A 17,555-nucleotide genomic window follows, 5' to 3' on the forward strand; every position below is an offset into this window, starting at 1 on the left:
CTTAGATTAAATCTATAAGAAGTATATGTCTAAATTGTAGATGTATTGTAGATTATTTATTTAAGTTTTCCAAAAACCTTGTATTTTTCCCAATATATATCCAAAGCCTCTTGTAGTTCTTTACTACTTAGTTTTGTTTTCTTTTTAACCCCAAACCTTTTGATAAAAGCTTGTGGCATTATCGTCATTTCTTTACTTGGATTTTGCATATAAGAAAACATTGCTTTATTTACATCTTTTTGAGATGAGTATTTTAGTAAGTATCTATAAAAGTATTTATCAATAGATACAGGTAGTTTCTTGTGACATTTAACACAAGTACTTTCATATACATTTTGTTTTGTCTGTTTTGCATTAAGAAACGATATTAATATAAGTGTTATAAAAATAGTTCTTACCATGATACCTCTATTCTAGTTCCTACTTTTAATTCTGAACTAACATCAATTTTTAGTTTGTACTCTTTTGCAATTAAAGATACAATATTTAAACCTATTCCAAAACCACCAACACTTTTATCAAATCTAGTATATCTTTCAAATAAATTATCAAGGTTTTCTTTACTCATACCTTTTCCAGTATCTTCTACAACCATTAATTTATCTTTTAATGAAACACTAATAGTTCCACCTATTTTATTGTATTTAATAGCATTTGAAATTAGATTATCCAATAGTTTTGAGAACTTTTTGGTATCACATATAAAAGTTATATTATCTTCAACATCTAAAATAAAGTTTATTTTTTTGATAGTTGCTAGACTTTCAAAATACTCTACTCTTTGTTTTACAATACTTGATAAATCTAATTTTTTATTTTCTGAAATGATTTTATTATTCAATGTTAGAAAGGTTAAATCCTCATAAATATTAGATATAGTTTTTGCTCCAATATCTATTCTATTTACCTTTCTTGCTGTTTTTTCATCTAAGGAATCTTTATCTATCATCTCTACATTTGCAATAATTGCAGAAATAGGAGTATTTAATTCATGGGTAGTGTCTTTAATAAATCTATCTAATAAATGTAAAGCATCTCTCATGGGTTTTAAAAATAGTTTTGAAATAAAGTATCCAATAAACATCATAAAAATAAATGCAGCAAAAGAGAAAGTGATTATTTCACCTCTAACTTTAATATACCAAAGTCCATCATCAGGTACTTCTACAATAATATATTTTGCACCTAAATAATATGATTCTGGTTTTTCTATAAAATGTATTTTGTTTTTGCTTATATATGCAACTTCATCAAAGTTAATTTTATTTGATTTTAGTGTTGAGAAAATCTGTTTTTTATCACTATCAAAAATAGCTGAATTAAAGTTTTCATCTCTTGGGTAGTATTTGTATTTATCAAAGTTTACATGTAGGTCTTTTAGTCTAAAAACCAAATTGTTTGAATACTCTTGTAAAACTTGTCTTTTTTCTTGAAGCATTAAATCTTTTTGGAATGTATAATAAATAAAAGAAACAACCCCAATGATTACAAGAATTAAAAAAGAGTAAAGAAAACCAAAACCTAATAAGGTCCTAGTTTCACTCTTGGTTAAATCTATATCCAAGCTTTTTAAGACTAACAATACGTTCTTTTCCTAATATTTTTCTAAGATTTTTGATATATGTTCTTAATGAGTTATCACTATATTCTTCGTCATATTCCCAAACATAATCATAAATTCTATCATGAACTAAAAGTTCATTCTTGTGTTGTAAAAAGAATTTTAATAGTTTTAATTCTTTTAAATTCAGTTTAACTTCTTCCCCATCTTTTTTAAGTTCATTTGCTTTTGAATCAAAAGTAATATTTTCAGCTATTTGAATGATTTCGCTTTTGTTTGAATATTCTCTTTTGATTATAGTTTGTACTCTAATAAGTAATTCTTTTAACTCAAAAGGTTTTCTAATATAATCATCACAACCACTAGAAAAACCCTCTTCTAGTGAGTCCATAGAATTAAGTGAAGTTATAAAAATAGCAGGTACTACATTGTCTTCTTCTCTTAGTTTTTTTAGAACTTCAAAACCATTTAGTCCAGGAACATTAACATCTAATAAAAGTAAATCAAAGTTATTTTCATAAACAGCACTTAGGGCATCATCACCATCATAAGAAGCAATAACTTCAAAGCCTTGCTCCTCAAAATATTCAACTACTGTTTCACTTAATGTTAGGTCATCTTCTAATAATAGTAATTTTGTTTTCATAATTATCTTAACTTTTTTAAATTATTTTGATATCGTTTTTTCTCTGCATTACTCATTGTTGGAACTCTTGATCTTAATTCTCTTATAAAATCTCTCTTATTTTGAGGTTCTACATACCCCATAATAGCGATAAGTTCTTGAGTACTCATTTCTGAATAGTCAACTTTAGCAAAAACAAGAGTTAAAGCAAAAGAAATTATTAATAATATTTTTTTCATATTTATTCTCTATATTTTTATTTAATTGTACCATAACAAATGTATAAAAATTGTAAATAAACAAATATAGCAAAAGTAGCAGAATTCATACATAAAAATAGCAAATTCATAGCAACTTTCGTAAAACAAAGCTATTTAGTCATTTTTTAGTCATTTTTTTTGTTTTTTTATTTAAGAAATCTTGATTTGATCAGTCATATATGTATAATAGAATCAGAAACCTAGATAGATAAAATATGCAGGAATGGAATATGACGCAAGTAGGAAAATTATTTAAAAAAATGCCTTATATTGTAAGGGATGCAGAAAATAGCTATAAAGACATCAAATATGTCGAAGCTGTATTTAAAGAACTAGTATCAGAATATAATATTAAAGAAGAAAATATTATCAATATATTTTCAAATAATAGGGATAATCTTTTACACTTTCACTTAGTAACAAAAGTAACTATGCCAAAAGAAAGTCTTTGTGTTAATTATAAGGGTGATGCTCTTGAATTTACTTTTGAAGAATACAAAGAATCAAAAAGTAAAACAAAATATATAAACTCGTTTATGTTTATTGAGACTTTTAAACACCTTGGTGAAGATGTACTTGTAAGTGTGTTTGATGACATGATTGGATGTAATGGTAAAGAGTTATTTATTAGTACAAATAAAGAAAATCTAAAACTATTTCAACCAAGTTCAAAACACTACCGATGTCGAAAAGTTCTTTTAGAAAAAAGAGAAGCGGTAGAAGATACATGTACAACATTTAACATTGATTGTACAAAATTATATGAGGAATTAAATCCAAACCTAATCAAACAAGTTTGTAAAGATTTAGCTTTAACATATAAGAATTTATCTTATGAATTAGGGTACAAACCTGATACGATAAATAAAGCAGCATCAACAGGTAAAGTAAGTGATCAATTGAGAAAAGCAATTGATTTATATTTAGAAAATCTTAGATTAAGTGCAGAGTTAAAAGATCTTGAAATGATCAAGAAAACACTACGAAATGCAATGGTTTAAGTATTTGTAAATGTTATTTCACTAAAATCTCTACTAAAAAAAGAGTTTAAATGATCAGAAATATATTATTGACTGCGTGCGCTTGTGTATTATTTAGTGGTTGTATTGGTGAAAAAGAAGAAGAAAAATGGAATTCGTTTATCTACCCTGATAAACAAAACACAAAAAGAAACTTAAAAAGTCCTATGACATTTCCATCATTACAAATTTGTAAAGATGAGTCAATTAAACAATTAGAGAAAATGGGTCTAACTAACTCAGGAACATTTAAATGTGGAATGAACTGTAGTTTTCATGATGGTATGAAACTTGAAGTTTGTGAAAAGATGTTAGCACCAACTGAAAAATAGCCTTCGGCTATTTTTTGAAGTAATTAATTTTACTATCTCTTATATTTTTTGCTCTCGAAGGTTATAACTTTATTAGTTTTTTTATAATTTATATGGAGTAACTTATGAAAGAATTAAAACATATTAACTTAATGTATATTTATGATTCTGATAATTCAGAAATTATGAAAAGCCTTGAAAATATCTCAACAAATATAATAAAAGTAGAAAGTTTAGAAGAAGCCAATACTTTATTAAAAAATAAGTATATTGATATAATTATCTCAGAGAAAATAATTCTTACAGAACAACTAAAATACATTAGAGAAATCTCACCTAGAACACATATTATTTCATTTAAAAACTATATTGATAACTCATCATATTTTGATGCAATTAAATTAGAACAAATCAAGTATTTAAATCCTACATTAATAAACTTTACAATATTCAAAGAGGAACTAAAAGACATTATCAAAACTTTAGATTCTAATAGAAGTAATATTATTCAGTTAAAAGATGCTTTTACTTATGATAAATACAATAATACTCTACTAAAAAATAAAAAGATAATCTCACTATCTAATAAAGAAGATATGTTCTTGGATTATATTATCAATAATCAAGACAGAGCAATATCTTACGAAGAACTTAACAGTACACTATGGGAAGGGGACATGACTCATAATGCTTTAAGATCTGTAGTAAAAGAAGTAAGAAAAAAGACTTACAAAAACCTAGTTAAAAACATATCTGGTGTAGGTTACAGAATAGATTTATAAAAACTCTCCATTATTAAATACAAGAGTATTTTACTCTTGTATAACTTCCTTTTTTTATATTCTCAAGGATAAAACTCTCCATTAAACTAAATATTTATATTATTACTATAATAATTTCTAATTATAATTAATTTAATAATAAATTATAACTAACTATAAAAAGCCATATTTTCTTATGAATATTTATTCATTTTATCTATATAAAAGACTATATAATAGTTGTTTCAGCTTATTTTATATATAATCCACAAAAATATTAACGTAGCATTAGAATAGCTATAGTGAAATAATAATTTTTAAGGAAGCACAAAAAATGAAAAACCTGTCTATAAAATTCAAATTACTACTCCTAGTAATTTCATCCATTTCTATAATTTCTATTATATTAATAATCGATTCAATTAGTTCAATTAATAAAATAACTAATAACAATATCAAGAACTTTAAGGAAAACTCTTTTCTTACAAAAGAAGTTGAGCTGAAGAACTATACTGAACTTGCATACAATGTAATAGAGTCATTTTATAAAAGAGCTAACTCTAATAATGAAGAAGAATTAAAACAAGCAGCAATTAAAGCTGTGATGAATATGAAATATGGGAAAGACGGTTATTTCTGGATTAATGATTCAAAGCATGTTGTAATTGCACATGGATCAAAAGCTTCACTAAAAGGTAGAAACCTTATAAACCTAAAAGATAAAAATGGTGTTTATGTATATCAAGAGATTGTAAGAAAAGCAAATGCTAATACTAATGGTGGTTTAGTTGAATATGCTTGGCCAAAGCCTGGTGAAGAGAACGCAAGTCCTAAATTTGCTTATGTAAAAAACTTCAAACCATGGGATTTTATTGTTGGAACTGGTGCTTATGTTGATAATATTGATAAGTCAGTTACAAAAATGCAAGATAGTGCAAGTGAAGAAATAACTTCTGCAATTCTTATTCTTACAATAATTACTATTATTGTAGCTATCATTGTATCTATTTTATTTATTGTAATTTCTAATAAAATAATTGTAAATCCTTTACAAAAATTCGAAGTTGGATTATTGGACTTCTTTAAATTCCTAAATAAAGAAACAGCAGATGCTAAAGAATTAGAAGTAAATTCTAAAGATGAAATTGGAACAATGTCTAAAATAGTAAATGAGAATATTGTAAAAACAAAAGATTTACTAATCCAAGACAATCACCTAATGAATGACGTAAAAGAAGTTGTAAGTGCTGTAAGTCAAGGGTACTTAGACAAAAGAGTAGAAAACTCAACTAATAATGAAGCTCTAAATGAGTTAAAAGAGTTATTAAATACAATGCTTAGTAATCTTCAATCTCTAGTGGGATTAAATATCAATACTTTAAGTGATGTATTAGACTCTTATGCAAATAGAGATTTCACTAAGACTTTAGATACTGCAACTACTGGAAAAATTGGTTCTGAGATTTATAATCTACATAAAATTATTACTTTAATGTTAAATGAAAATAATAAAGATGGAAATATCTTACAAACAAGTTCTTCTGAATTATCTATAAATGTAACTACACTATCTCAAAATGCTACAAATCAAGCAGCTTCACTTGAAGAGACAGCAGCATCTATTGAAGAGATTACTGGAAATATTGCACAAACAAATGAAAAAGCACAAACTATGCTAAAAATTTCTTCTGAAACAAAAAGTGCTTCTAGCAATGGTAAAAAATTAGCATCAGATACAGCATCTGCTATGGAAGATATTAATGATAATGTAATTGCTATTACAGAAGCTATTTCAGTAATTGATCAGATTGCATTCCAAACAAATATTCTGTCACTTAACGCAGCAGTTGAAGCAGCAACAGCAGGAGAAGCTGGTAAAGGGTTTGCCGTAGTTGCTCAAGAGGTGCGAAACTTAGCATCAAGATCAGCAGAAGCTGCAAAAGAAATCAAAGTATTAGTTGAGACTGCAACTGCTAAAGCTGACCATGGTAAAAATATCAGTTCTAATATGATTGAAGGTTTTACAGACTTAGAAAACAAAATTTTTGAAACAAATCAATTAATTGATGATGTAACAAATGCAGCAAAAGAACAAACTATTGGAATGGCTCAAATCTCTGATGCTGTAAACCAATTAGATCAATTTACTCAACAAAATGCACAAATTGCTGATAAAGCAAACCAAATTGCACAAAGAACTGATGAAATTGCAAAAGAAGTTGTAGAAAACGTACAACAGTACAAGTTTTTATAATTATTTTTAAACTACGAAAGCATAGGCTTTCGTAGATACTTTCAAATCTTTTTCCCTATTTTAATAACCAATTTAAGCTATTTATTGTAAAACTTTCTTATAACTAATTTGAAAGAAAAATATGAAAAATAAAATATCATTAAAATATATGTTTGATTTACTATTAGAAAATAAAAAATACCTAATATTTGGTCAATTAATAACTCTAATAGCTATTCTTATAAGTGTACCAATTCCTCTAATGCTTCCGGTGTTAGTAGATGAAGTATTATTAGACAAACCTGCCCTATTCGTAAATACTATTGATTCTACTTTTGGAGCTGGAAATGCTTTTTATTATGTAGCTATTGTGGCTTTTGCGGTAATCTTCCTAAGATTGATACATTTTATTTTTGTTGTACTAATCACTAAGATATTTACAAAAATCTCAAAACATGTAACATTTAAAATAAGAGAGAGATTACTAAATCATTTAAGATTAGTAAATATGAATGAGTATGAAAGTCTAGGTTCTGGTGCAATTACTGCTAATCTAATCACAGATATTAATACTCTTGATAATTTCATTATATCTATATCTAGTAAGTTTGTAGCTTCTGTATTGACTTTGTTTGCTGTGGCTATTGTAATTATTGCAATTGATCCAATTCTTGGAATGATGATTTTGTTTATACAACCAGTGATAATGCTAATATCAAAAAGAATATCTAAAAAAACAGGTACATTAAAAAAAGAAGAAAATCAATCCATTGAGAACTTCCAAGATAATATCGGTGAAACATTAGAGTTATTTGGACAAATCAAAGCTAGTAATAAAGAGAAGTTTTTCTTCGATAATGCTATTAATAAAGCAAGAGATATTCAAAGAACATCTAATAACTTCAATTATAAAAGCGTGGCTTATGAGAGATTTTCATTTACTGTATTTTTAATAGCCTTTGAGATATTCAGAGCTGCTGGGCTTATATTAGTAGAATACAATGATTTATCAATAGGTATGATGTTTGCAATGTTTGGGTATATCTGGTTTATTATGACACCTGTACAAGATATTCTAACTATTCAATACTCTTACGCAAGTGCAAGTGCCGCTATAAAAAGAATCAATAAAATATTAGATTTAAAAACAGAAAAAAATGGTAATGAAGAGTTATGTTCAGAAGACAAAAGAGTAAATATCAAACTAGATAATTTATGTTTCTCATACAACAAAGAAAAAACTATTCTTCAAGATATATCTTTTGATATTCCAGCAGGGGAAAAAGTAGCGTTGATTGGAGCAAGTGGAAGTGGTAAAACTACCCTAGCCCAACTAATCTCAGGATTTTACTCTAAAAAATCTGGAGATATTATCTACAATAATATAAGTATTGAGAATCTAGATAGGCAAAGTCTAAGAGATAATATCTTTCTAGTACTACAAATGCCAATACTTTTCAATAACTCACTACGATTTAACATCACAATGGGAAATGAAAGCATAACAGATACACAAATCCATGAAGCTCTTAAAATCGCCCAATTAGATGATGTAGTAGAGAAAATGACAGAAGGTCTAGACACAATAGTAGGAAGACACGGAGTTCGGCTAAGTGGTGGTCAAAGACAAAGACTATCTATTGCTAGAATGATTATTGCTAATCCTGCTGTAGTTATCTTCGATGAATCAACCTCAGCACTAGATGTACATACAGAAGCCAAACTATTCAATGCACTAATTCCAGTACTTAAAGATAAAACAGTTATTACAATCGCACACAGATTAAGTACAGTAAAAAATGCGAATATGATATATGTACTAGACGATGGCAAAATCGTACAAAGAGGAAAACACGAAGAGTTAGAAGAGGAAGAAGGTCACTATTTACAGTTCGTTAAAAATCAGTTGATTTAATATCCCTCTCTAATAAGGTTTAGTAAAAAGTTATTTTACTAAACCAATTTTCTTACCTTTTAGTTTTTCTTTTAACAGAAACTACGAAATGATATATAAAAACTGAAATCAATAATTTATGAAACATCCATGCCCAATAAAAAGACCCATAACTGGAACTTGAGGTCTTACTAAATGGATTAGTGAACTTTATAATATCATTTATCATCCAAACTACATGGTTTTGCCTAAACCCCTCTATTGATAATAAATCATAATTTGCAATTCTATAAAAAAATAAAGTGAAAAATAACATCCAAAGAAGTGGGAAAAGCCAACTCTCACCAAAATTGGAAATCTTTTTATTAAAAAATAAAATCCACCATTCTGAGGACTTCCAATCTTTACAATCTTTCATTTGTTCAATCATTTCTCGCTGATAATATTTATTTGCTGTTATATAATCACTAATTGAATCATAATAATTTTTAAAAAATCTATTTGTTTCTCTACTAGCATTAGTAAACTCAACATAACCAATTTTAGCCTCACTTACATGTGCGTCATTCATAACAAAATTATCAAATTTCAACTTATCAAACACACCACTTTTTACTGTAGTATTTGATAAATTTATATTACGTTTAATATTTTTGTTTTTATTATATTTATTATCTATAATTTGTAAATCCTCAAATATATTATCTGTACTTACAAAATCTTTTACAAAACATTTTTTTAATCTAAATACTTTTTCAATATTGGAATTCAATATTTCAAAGTTATTAACCTCCAAGTTTTCAAAATTGATATCACTTTGAAAAGAGACTTCTTTCATCTTCAGTTTCTCGACTGTAATATCTTTAACTTGAATTGAATCTTTTCCAATCATATTTACTACTGCATTATTTGTAGATAAAATTGAGTTTGAGATAATTAATTCATTTATACTAATATTGATAGAATCTTTAAATATATCTTTTAGTTCTGTATCATTAATCAATATCTTTTCTGTAAAATTTACATTTTCTAAATTATTAAATTCTAAAATATTTCTAAGTTTATTAAAAATAATAGTTTTATTAAAAATAGTATTTTTTATACCTATATTTTTTATTTCTGCAAAACTAAAATCTAAATCACCATTAAAAATATTTTTTGAATTATCTAATAATTCTATTGAAGTAAAATTCACCTCTTTTATTATTGATTCTTTAAAGTCTATATTTTTCTTAAAGTCTGAATCGTTAATTATAAGAGAGGTATATTTTGATTTAGAAAAGTTTATATCATCATGAAATATAGATTTATCAATAGTGAACTTTTCTACAATATTTGAGGACTGTACTTTTCCTTTTATATCACATTCACTTATAGATAAAGATTGAATACTCCCATGAATCTCAATATCTTCTCGCAATTCAACATTTTCTATAATAATATTTTTTGATTCCATACAATCAAGTTTCTTAAAAAAAATAGAATTATTACTAATTTTTAAATTATTTAATTTAGGTAGAATACAAACTTCTTTAATTTTTACATTGTCTAAGGATAATTTTTCTAAAGAATTTAATTTTAAAAATTTAATAATAGTGTTATTGTTTATTTCTAAATTAGATATATTAGTTCCATTTAGCTCTTGAATTCTTGATTTATCAATAAAAACTTGAGATGATGAATTGCCTTCTAAATTTATTACTGGATATTCTTTTAAATCATTTATTTTTATATCTTTAGCATCTGAAAAATTAATTTTATTGTGGACTTCACAATTAACAATATCTATAAAATCAAAATAACCACCATTTAATGAAATAGAATCTCTTACTAAACTATCGCTAAATGATACTACCTTTGTAGTAAAGATATTAATATTCAAAAAATTAGAATTTATAATTACAATATTTTCACTCGTATTCTCATGCTGAAATTTGTCTTGAAAGGTCGACTTTTCAATATATAAAGACTTTATACCAGAGATATCAAATAATTTTTTTATTTCTGTATCTTCTATCTTTAATAAACTATTAATAGACTTTAATTTAACTTCTCCATTTATTCTAGTATTAATAAAAGATAATTCATTCAAACCACACAATGATAAATCATTGATTTCTGAATCTTCAATAATAATATTTTTAATCCCATTTTCTTTAAATATACATTCTTTTAAAAAATTAATCTCTTTTAATTCTAAGTTATTTACATTATCAAAAGATACATTTTTCTTAAAATCTATTTTTTCTAAATAAATTTCATTATGTCTATTTATAAAAGAAACCTCAGATCTTAATTGTGAATTATTAATTTTAATATTTTGTATACTATCAGTAGTAAATTCCTTATCAAACTGCGTTTCATCAATAATTATATTTAATTGACTTGTACCCTTTACCTGAAATTTATTCCTAAAAACAGAATCTTTTATATATACACTTTCTTCAACATTAATTTTTATATTTTTAATAAATTTTGTATTTTCATGAATTTTTACGTTTTTATATCTTTTATTACCAAATTGCACTTCATTTTTAAACTCACAAGAATTTAATTCTAATTCATTAATCGAATCAGCAATTATATCACCATGAAAGATACAATTAACAAACAAAATTTTTGAATTTACACAGAAGCCGAATAAATCAAAATTATTAATAAATGTACAGTCTTTAAATGTTAATTTATTTTGAAAATCTTGATAATTATATATATAAAAGTTATTATTGTTATAATCATTTTTAATAAACTTTGGAAAAATGATATTTTCAATTTCTATATCATTAACTATATTGTCATAGCCATCAAAAATCACATATTTTTCTCTTATATTGTTCCAAAAACTTACAGTATCATTATGATTAAATTCTTTTTTCTCACAATGGAATAAACATTTACTGTATTCCTTATATTTTTCATTATTACAATTTCTTTTACTACATATAGACATATTTACTCCATAATTATAAACACATCCATTCTACTAAATTAATTATAAAAAAACATATTTATAAATTAAAAGATAAAATTATTTTCTTTCTTGTAACCATTCATTAAGAATCTAAATATATAATAACAAAAAAGGTTTCATATGGATTCATCAAGTATAAAAAACTATTTTTTCTTTTTCGCTACTTCTATTATCATCATTGCAGGGGTAAAAGTAGCTAGTGAGATAGTAATAATTTTATTTTTATCTATTTTTATAGCATCAATATTTTCTACATTATTATCATTTCTGAAAAGAAAAGGTATTCCAAAACTACTATCATATTTTTTCGTTATATCCATATTTGTGATATTTACCCTACTTATTGCTTATATAATCAATATATCCCTAAAAGATTTTGCTAGTAATCTTCCATTTTATGAAGAAAAGCTTCAATCTTTGATTGTTTCAAGTATTAGTTTAGTAGAGCAGTATGGTTATACTATCGATCAAACGACTATTTTAGATGCGTTAAATCTTAGTTCGTTTTTTGGGTTTACTACTAATATTATTGGAAGTATCGGGACATTTTTATCTAAGTTCTTACTTATTATTATTGGGGTTGCTTTTATTCTTGCAGAATCAAAATCTTTTGAGACAAAACTAAAAGTGATATTCAAATACAATGCCAAAAAACTAGAACATTTCAATCTATTCTCACACAATATTCAAAAATACTTTTTAGTGAAATCAACTACAAGTTTCCTAACAGGTCTTATAATAGCTGTAGTACTAATGTTTTTTAATGTGGATTATCCAATACTTTGGGGAGTTATAGCAATGCTGTTCAATTTTATTCCAGTAGTTGGGTCTATTATTGCGGCTATTCCTGCTGTATTATTATCACTTCTAAATGTAGATATGAATACAACACTTATATTGATACTATTTTATGTGATTATAAACATCTCTATTAGTAATATCATTGAGCCAAAGCTAATGGGAAAAGAGTTGGGATTATCTCCTCTTGTTATATTCTTCTCACTTATTTTTTGGGGTTGGATTCTTGGAATTGTAGGTATGTTCTTAGCAGTGCCTATTACTATGACTTTAAAAATTGCGTTTAATTCAAATAATGAAACTACATGGATAGCTATATTGATGTCAAATTTATCGGGAAAAGAAAAAAAGAGACAAAAGAAAGATTAAGAATCTTCTTTTTTCTTTTTGCTGTTTTTATCAATATTGTCTTGATATTTTTTCTCAGCAAAAACTTTTATTAGAATAAGAATAACTAAAACAGGTATTGCATACCATTCACTCAAAAAACCATTTGAAGTAAGCTCATCAAAATCGATAATATCACCCATGGAATTTAGATCTTAGTTTTAGATTTTTGTCATAACTTAGTACATCATAATTAAACTCAGCTAAGTCATCATCATACTCAGCAAGCATTTTTGTAGCCCAATTACTAATATCTACTTTATAAGCATTAGACATGCCTTGTGGTCTAGATGTATTTCTTCTAGTAGTGTTAGAACCAAAAACTGGTCTATTAGATGATATAGTACTATTGTTTACTCTCATTGATGCTCTTTATAATTATATAAATGTATTATATTGAATTTAGTGTTATTCTACGATTAGAGCAAAAAATACAAAAGTATAAATATAATCCAATTTTAAAATATTGTCTATTTTTTATACATACAGAAGATAATTTTCATGAAATTAATTAGTAAGATATATAAAACTAATAAGGATTATTTATGAGTATAGAAACATGGATAGCTTTCGTAATAGCTTCACTAATTTTGACAATGACTCCCGGACCTAGCATATTATTAGGTGTTGTGCATTCTTTGAACTTTGGAGTAAAAAAGACAGTATATACAGCTCTTGGTGATATTACTGCAAATTTTTTACAAATGATTTTAGTTGCTATTGGATTAGGTGTTATTATTGCTAGTTCTGAACTTGCTTTTTTAGTAATCAAATGGTTTGGGGTAATTACACTTTTATATATGGGTATAAAAATGATTATGTCAAAACCACAAATAATAGAAAATACAAAACAAGAAAGTATCTCAAGAAAAAAGATGTTTACATCAGGTTTTGTAGTAGCTGCTGGAAATCCAAAAGCTATAATATTTTTCACAGCATTTTTTCCACAGTTTATAGACCCACAACAATCACTACTATTACAAATGTCAATTCTATGCCCTACTATGGCGTTATTAGATTTCACTTGGGTAATGATATATGCTATTAGTGCAAATAAGTTTTTCGATAGATTTCAAAGTAATGCTTCGTATATTAATAAGTTTAGTGGAAGTGCATTGATAGGTGCATCAGGATTTTTGGCTATGTCATCAAAGAGTGGGAATTAAATAAGGTAAGCCAATAAGCCGAGTTTTGTTTTTAAGACGATAATTTATCTAGTTAGCAAATTACTTAGCTAATCTTGCGAAGACCAAAAAACGTGAAGTTTAATACCAGGTCTTCTTGCTGCGGGTTGGGTTTACATAGCACCTAATATTGCTAAAAGGTCTGGGGAGCTCTTACCTCTCCGTTTCACCATCACCAGTAAACTGGCTGTATACTTTCTGTTGCACTGTCCCTTAGGTTACCCTAGCCATTCTCTAAATGGAACCCTACTTCACTGCAGCCCGGACTTTCCTCTTGAACAAGAGTTCAAGCTATCATCTGGCTTACCTTGGCGGAATTATAGCTAAAGTTTCTTAAACTTTATTTTCTTATAATGTCATAATAATCTGGTGCTGAAAATTTGAATACAGAATCATTGATTTCATTATTTTCTATAGAGTTTTCAAAGTTTATTTCTACAGAATTTTCTAGTTTATCTTTATATGATATTTTTGAGATTTTACTAGTTTCATTTGAAACCTCTATAATATAATCTGTATTATCGATATTTGTTAAGTACTTATTCTTCTCAATCTCTTTTGCACTTTGTAAAAGTTTGATAATATTGATTTCATTTTGAAGCTGAGTATAAATAGCTTGTTCTAACTCTGGTTCATCAATAATTGCAAAATTATTTAAGATATATACATTCTTTTCAATAGGTGTTTTGTATTTCCACAGAATTTTTCCTGTATTTTTAATAAAAACATCCCCTTTATATTCAATAGTTTTTCCAGAAGAAGACTCAATAATTTGAGTAAATTGTGCCTTGAAAGTTTCTAGTTTTTTTATATCTACAGCTGCGTTTGAAAGTCCTAAAAAACATAATAGTGACAATAAAATTTTATAAAACATATTTTAACCTTTATTTCTATATAATCTATCCGATTATAACAAAAAGGAATTAATTTTATGTTTAATGTTTTTTCAATGGTTTTTGGAACTAGAAATGATAGAGAAGTAAAACAATATAGAAAAAGAGCTCAAGCTATTAATGCCTTAGAAAAACAATATGAAGCTATGAGTGATGAAGAACTACAAGACAGTTTTGCGAAATTAAAAGATCAAGTTCAAAAAGACGAACTTACGCTTGATGCTGCGTTAAATGATGCATTTGCTATGACAAGAGAAGCTAGTAAAAGAGCTCTTAACATGAGACCTTATGATGTACAGTTGATTGGTGCAATGGTACTTCATGAAGGAAGAATTGCAGAAATGAAAACAGGTGAAGGTAAAACTTTAGTTGGTTCATTAGCTGTAGCACTTAACGCTCTTGGTGGAAAAGGTGTACACGTAGTAACAGTAAATGATTATCTTGCATCTAGAGATGCTGCTGAATTAGAACCATTATATAACTTCTTAGGTTATAGTGTTGGTGCAATTACAAGTGAGCATAGAGATGATGATGTAAGAAGAGAGCAATATGCTGCTGATATTACTTACGGTACGAATAATGAATTTGGTTTTGATTATCTAAGAGATAATATGACTTTAGACATAACTGAAAAAGTACAAAGAGAACATAACTTTGTAATCGTTGATGAAGTGGATTCAATTTTAATTGATGAAGCAAGAACTCCTTTAATTATTAGTGGACCAACAAATCACAAGAACTCTAACTATGTAAAAGCACATGAAATTGCTATGGGCTTAGAAAGAGGCGAAATTCTTGAATCAAAAGATCCTACAGAAAAAACACAAACTACTGGAGACTTCACAGTAGATGAAAAAAACAAATCTGTTTTATTAACAGAACAAGGTATTGAAAAAGCTGAGAAATTATTCGATGTTGATAATCTATACTCTTTAGAGAATGCATTGCTTTCTCATAACTTAGACCAAGCACTTAAAGCAAACTACATTTTTGAAAATGATGTTGATTACGTTGTTAAAGACAATGAAGTAATTATCGTTGATGAATTTACAGGTAGATTAAGTGAAGGTAGAAGATTTAGTGAGGGACTACACCAAGCACTTGAAGCAAAAGAAGGCGTTGCTATTCAAGATGAATCTCAAACATTAGCAGATATTACATTCCAAAATTACTTTAGAATGTATGATAATCTTGCAGGTATGACTGGTACTGCTCAAACAGAAGCAACAGAATTTGCTGAAATCTATAGTTTAGACGTTGTATCAATTCCTACAAATGTTCAAATTAAAAGAGATGACAAAAATGACCTTATTTACAAAAGTGAAAGAGAAAAATTTGAAGCTGTATGTAACAGAATCAAAGAATTCCACGAAAAAGGTCAACCAGTATTAGTTGGAACTGCTTCAATTGAAAAATCAGAAGCATTACACAAAATCCTAAAAGACAAAAAAATCCCTCATACAGTGTTAAATGCAAAACAACACGAAAAAGAAGGTAAGATTATTCAAGATGCAGGTCAAAAAGGTGCAGTAACAATTGCAACTAATATGGCTGGTCGTGGAGTTGATATTAAATTAACTCAAGAAATCTTAGACTTAGGTGGATTAGCTATTCTTGGTACTGAAAGACACGAATCAAGAAGAATTGATAATCAGTTAAGAGGTAGAGCAGGAAGACAAGGTGATGTTGGGGAATCTCAATTTTTCTTATCTTTAGAAGACAACTTATTAAGAATTTTCGGTTCTGATAAAATTGCTGGAATCATGGAAAGATTAGGTATTGAAGAAGGTGAACATATCGAATCTAAAATGGTTACAAGAGCTGTTGAAAATGCACAGAAAAAAGTGGAATCAATGCACTTTGAATCTAGAAAACACTTACTTGAATATGATGATGTTGCAAATCAACAAAGAAAAGTAATCTATAACTTTAGAAATGACTTATTAAAACCTGATTACAATATTGAAGCAAAATTAGATGAGAATAGAGAAGAATATATTCTTGACTTATTATCTAATGCAGAAATTATTAATGGTATGCCTGTTGAAGATTTCAACTACGATCACATCATTGCGAAATTCAAAGAAGAATTACATTTAGTAGTTACTCTAGAAGATATTACTTCTGAATCTTATGAAGAATTAGAAGAAAAATTAGTAAAAATTGTAAAAGAAGTATACGAGAAAAAAATGTCAGTTGCTGCTCCTGAGCAAAAATCTGAGATTGAAAGAATTCTTTACTTACAAATTTTAGATAATGCATGGAGAGAACATTTATACTCTATGGATACACTAAAAACAGGTATTGGGCTTAGAGGTTATAACCAAAAAGATCCACTTGTTGAGTACAAAAAAGAATCATATAATATGTTCATTGAATTAATTTCAAACATCAAAACTGAAATTATCAAAGTATTATTTACAGTGCAACTACAAAGTAATGACGATACACAAAAAGAACAAGAAGCTTTAGAAAAAATGAAAGAAAAAATGGAAGAAGCTAACCAAGGTACTACTACAAATATAGAAGAACAAGAAATTCTTGCAGGCGATAAAAAGATTGCTAGAAATGACCCTTGTCCTTGTGGTTCTGGAAAGAAATACAAACAATGTTGTGGAAAAAGCGGACCTAAAAGAGGTTTAGCAGCAGGGAACTAAT

At 26.9% G+C, this 17,555-nt stretch carries 16 protein-coding genes and 1 other RNA gene; 8 read left to right on the forward strand and 9 right to left on the reverse strand.

Annotated elements, in window-relative coordinates; all coding sequences use genetic code 11:
• Nucleotides 1-56: 56 nt before the first annotated feature.
• From ALEK_RS10490 to ALEK_RS10505, 4 genes are read right to left on the reverse strand one after another with little or no spacing between them, the layout of a single operon-like run.
• Nucleotides 57-401, reverse strand: coding sequence for a hypothetical protein (locus ALEK_RS10490; RefSeq protein ID WP_071625210.1), 345 nt, complete (start codon nt 399-401; stop codon nt 57-59).
• Nucleotides 395-1,582, reverse strand: a complete 1,188-nt coding sequence (locus tag ALEK_RS10495) for a sensor histidine kinase (RefSeq protein WP_071625209.1) — start codon at nt 1,580-1,582, stop codon at nt 395-397. Before ALEK_RS10495 ends, ALEK_RS10490 begins: the two co-directional genes overlap by 7 nt.
• Complete coding sequence (locus ALEK_RS10500) at nt 1,539-2,207, reverse strand: response regulator transcription factor (RefSeq protein WP_071625208.1); 669 nt, start codon at nt 2,205-2,207, stop codon at nt 1,539-1,541. Before ALEK_RS10500 ends, ALEK_RS10495 begins: the two co-directional genes overlap by 44 nt.
• Before the next feature lie 2 nt (nt 2,208-2,209).
• Nucleotides 2,210-2,425, reverse strand: a complete 216-nt coding sequence (locus ALEK_RS10505) for a DUF1104 domain-containing protein (protein ID WP_071625207.1) — start codon at nt 2,423-2,425, stop codon at nt 2,210-2,212.
• 251 nt (nt 2,426-2,676) lie between these two features.
• Here ALEK_RS10505 and ALEK_RS17575 point away from each other — a divergent pair, with 251 nt between their 5' ends.
• The 5 genes from ALEK_RS17575 (at nt 2,677) to ALEK_RS10530 (ending at nt 8,685) form a co-directional block, all read left to right on the forward strand.
• The gene (locus ALEK_RS17575) at nt 2,677-3,447 is read left to right on the forward strand and encodes a hypothetical protein (RefSeq protein ID WP_228155914.1); all 771 of its coding nucleotides are present in this window, start codon (nt 2,677-2,679) and stop codon (nt 3,445-3,447) included.
• Between the two features lie 50 nt (nt 3,448-3,497).
• Nucleotides 3,498-3,797 carry a hypothetical protein gene (locus ALEK_RS10515; protein WP_071625206.1) on the forward strand — a complete coding sequence of 100 codons (300 nt, stop codon included), beginning with the start codon at nt 3,498-3,500 and terminating at the stop codon, nt 3,795-3,797.
• A 104-nt stretch (nt 3,798-3,901) separates the two neighbouring features.
• Nucleotides 3,902-4,558, forward strand: coding sequence for a winged helix-turn-helix domain-containing protein (locus ALEK_RS10520; protein WP_071625205.1), 657 nt, complete (start codon nt 3,902-3,904; stop codon nt 4,556-4,558).
• Nucleotides 4,559-4,871: 313 nt separating this feature from the next.
• Nucleotides 4,872-6,791 (forward strand): methyl-accepting chemotaxis protein, encoded by a 1,920-nt coding sequence (locus tag ALEK_RS10525; RefSeq protein ID WP_071625204.1) that lies wholly within the window; start codon nt 4,872-4,874, stop codon nt 6,789-6,791.
• A gap of 121 nt (nt 6,792-6,912) precedes the next feature.
• On the forward strand, nt 6,913-8,685 hold the full coding sequence (locus tag ALEK_RS10530) for an ABC transporter ATP-binding protein (RefSeq protein ID WP_071625203.1): 1,773 nt from the start codon (nt 6,913-6,915) through the stop codon (nt 8,683-8,685).
• 52 nt (nt 8,686-8,737) lie between these two features.
• Here the strand turns inward: ALEK_RS10530 and ALEK_RS10535 are convergent, their stop codons facing one another.
• Nucleotides 8,738-11,614 carry an RNA polymerase beta'' subunit family protein gene (locus ALEK_RS10535; protein ID WP_071625202.1) on the reverse strand — a complete coding sequence of 959 codons (2,877 nt, stop codon included), beginning with the start codon at nt 11,612-11,614 and terminating at the stop codon, nt 8,738-8,740.
• A gap of 141 nt (nt 11,615-11,755) precedes the next feature.
• Between ALEK_RS10535 and ALEK_RS10540 the strand changes: the two genes are divergently transcribed.
• Nucleotides 11,756-12,802: an AI-2E family transporter gene (locus ALEK_RS10540; RefSeq protein ID WP_071625201.1), complete on the forward strand. Its 1,047-nt coding sequence runs from the start codon at nt 11,756-11,758 to the stop codon at nt 12,800-12,802.
• Here the strand turns inward: ALEK_RS10540 and ALEK_RS10545 are convergent.
• Both ALEK_RS10545 and ALEK_RS10550 read right to left on the reverse strand, forming a co-directional pair.
• Nucleotides 12,799-12,963, reverse strand: coding sequence for a hypothetical protein (locus tag ALEK_RS10545; RefSeq protein WP_164072408.1), 165 nt, complete (start codon nt 12,961-12,963; stop codon nt 12,799-12,801). The two genes, ALEK_RS10540 and ALEK_RS10545, sit on opposite strands and share 4 nt — an antisense overlap.
• Nucleotides 12,956-13,183, reverse strand: coding sequence for a hypothetical protein (locus ALEK_RS10550; protein ID WP_071625200.1), 228 nt, complete (start codon nt 13,181-13,183; stop codon nt 12,956-12,958). Before ALEK_RS10550 ends, ALEK_RS10545 begins: the two co-directional genes overlap by 8 nt.
• Before the next feature lie 182 nt (nt 13,184-13,365).
• On the opposite strand from ALEK_RS10550, the gene ALEK_RS10555 reads away from it, so the two are divergent.
• Nucleotides 13,366-13,986 carry a LysE family translocator gene (locus tag ALEK_RS10555; RefSeq protein WP_071625199.1) on the forward strand — a complete coding sequence of 207 codons (621 nt, stop codon included), beginning with the start codon at nt 13,366-13,368 and terminating at the stop codon, nt 13,984-13,986.
• Here ALEK_RS10555 and rnpB read toward each other — a convergent pair.
• Both rnpB and lolA read right to left on the reverse strand, forming a co-directional pair.
• An RNA gene (gene rnpB / locus ALEK_RS10560) (RNase P RNA component class A) lies at nt 13,985-14,314 on the reverse strand. The genes ALEK_RS10555 and rnpB overlap by 2 nt on opposite strands.
• Before the next feature lie 30 nt (nt 14,315-14,344).
• Nucleotides 14,345-14,878 (reverse strand): LolA-like outer membrane lipoprotein chaperone, encoded by a 534-nt coding sequence (gene lolA, locus ALEK_RS10565; RefSeq protein WP_071625198.1) that lies wholly within the window; start codon nt 14,876-14,878, stop codon nt 14,345-14,347.
• A 57-nt stretch (nt 14,879-14,935) separates the two neighbouring features.
• Between lolA and secA the strand changes: the two genes are divergently transcribed.
• Nucleotides 14,936-17,554: a preprotein translocase subunit SecA gene (secA, locus tag ALEK_RS10570; RefSeq protein ID WP_108060946.1), complete on the forward strand. Its 2,619-nt coding sequence runs from the start codon at nt 14,936-14,938 to the stop codon at nt 17,552-17,554.
• Nucleotide 17,555 lies beyond the last annotated feature (1 nt).

It is taken from the genome of Poseidonibacter lekithochrous (assembly GCF_013283835.1).
In the GTDB taxonomy this organism is placed as follows: Bacteria; Campylobacterota; Campylobacteria; order Campylobacterales; family Arcobacteraceae; genus Poseidonibacter; species Poseidonibacter lekithochrous.

Excerpts from the sequence above, each read along its gene's own strand:
- ALEK_RS10490 (WP_071625210.1), bottom strand. The coding sequence starts at position 401 with ATGGTAAGAACTATTTTTATAACACTTATATTAATATCGTTTCTTAAT.
- ALEK_RS10500 (WP_071625208.1), bottom strand. The coding sequence starts at position 2,207 with ATGAAAACAAAATTACTATTATTAGAAGATGACCTAACATTAAGTGAA.
- ALEK_RS10505 (WP_071625207.1), bottom strand. The coding sequence starts at position 2,425 with ATGAAAAAAATATTATTAATAATTTCTTTTGCTTTAACTCTTGTTTTT.
- ALEK_RS17575 (WP_228155914.1), top strand. The coding sequence starts at position 2,677 with ATGACGCAAGTAGGAAAATTATTTAAAAAAATGCCTTATATTGTAAGG.
- ALEK_RS10515 (WP_071625206.1), top strand. The coding sequence starts at position 3,498 with ATGATCAGAAATATATTATTGACTGCGTGCGCTTGTGTATTATTTAGT.
- ALEK_RS10520 (WP_071625205.1), top strand. The coding sequence starts at position 3,902 with ATGAAAGAATTAAAACATATTAACTTAATGTATATTTATGATTCTGAT.
- ALEK_RS10525 (WP_071625204.1), top strand. The coding sequence starts at position 4,872 with ATGAAAAACCTGTCTATAAAATTCAAATTACTACTCCTAGTAATTTCA.
- ALEK_RS10530 (WP_071625203.1), top strand. The coding sequence starts at position 6,913 with ATGAAAAATAAAATATCATTAAAATATATGTTTGATTTACTATTAGAA.
- ALEK_RS10535 (WP_071625202.1), bottom strand. The coding sequence starts at position 11,614 with ATGTCTATATGTAGTAAAAGAAATTGTAATAATGAAAAATATAAGGAA.
- ALEK_RS10540 (WP_071625201.1), top strand. The coding sequence starts at position 11,756 with ATGGATTCATCAAGTATAAAAAACTATTTTTTCTTTTTCGCTACTTCT.
- ALEK_RS10545 (WP_164072408.1), bottom strand. The coding sequence starts at position 12,963 with ATGGGTGATATTATCGATTTTGATGAGCTTACTTCAAATGGTTTTTTG.
- ALEK_RS10550 (WP_071625200.1), bottom strand. The coding sequence starts at position 13,183 with ATGAGAGTAAACAATAGTACTATATCATCTAATAGACCAGTTTTTGGT.
- ALEK_RS10555 (WP_071625199.1), top strand. The coding sequence starts at position 13,366 with ATGAGTATAGAAACATGGATAGCTTTCGTAATAGCTTCACTAATTTTG.
- lolA (WP_071625198.1), bottom strand. The coding sequence starts at position 14,878 with ATGTTTTATAAAATTTTATTGTCACTATTATGTTTTTTAGGACTTTCA.
- secA (WP_108060946.1), top strand. The coding sequence starts at position 14,936 with ATGTTTAATGTTTTTTCAATGGTTTTTGGAACTAGAAATGATAGAGAA.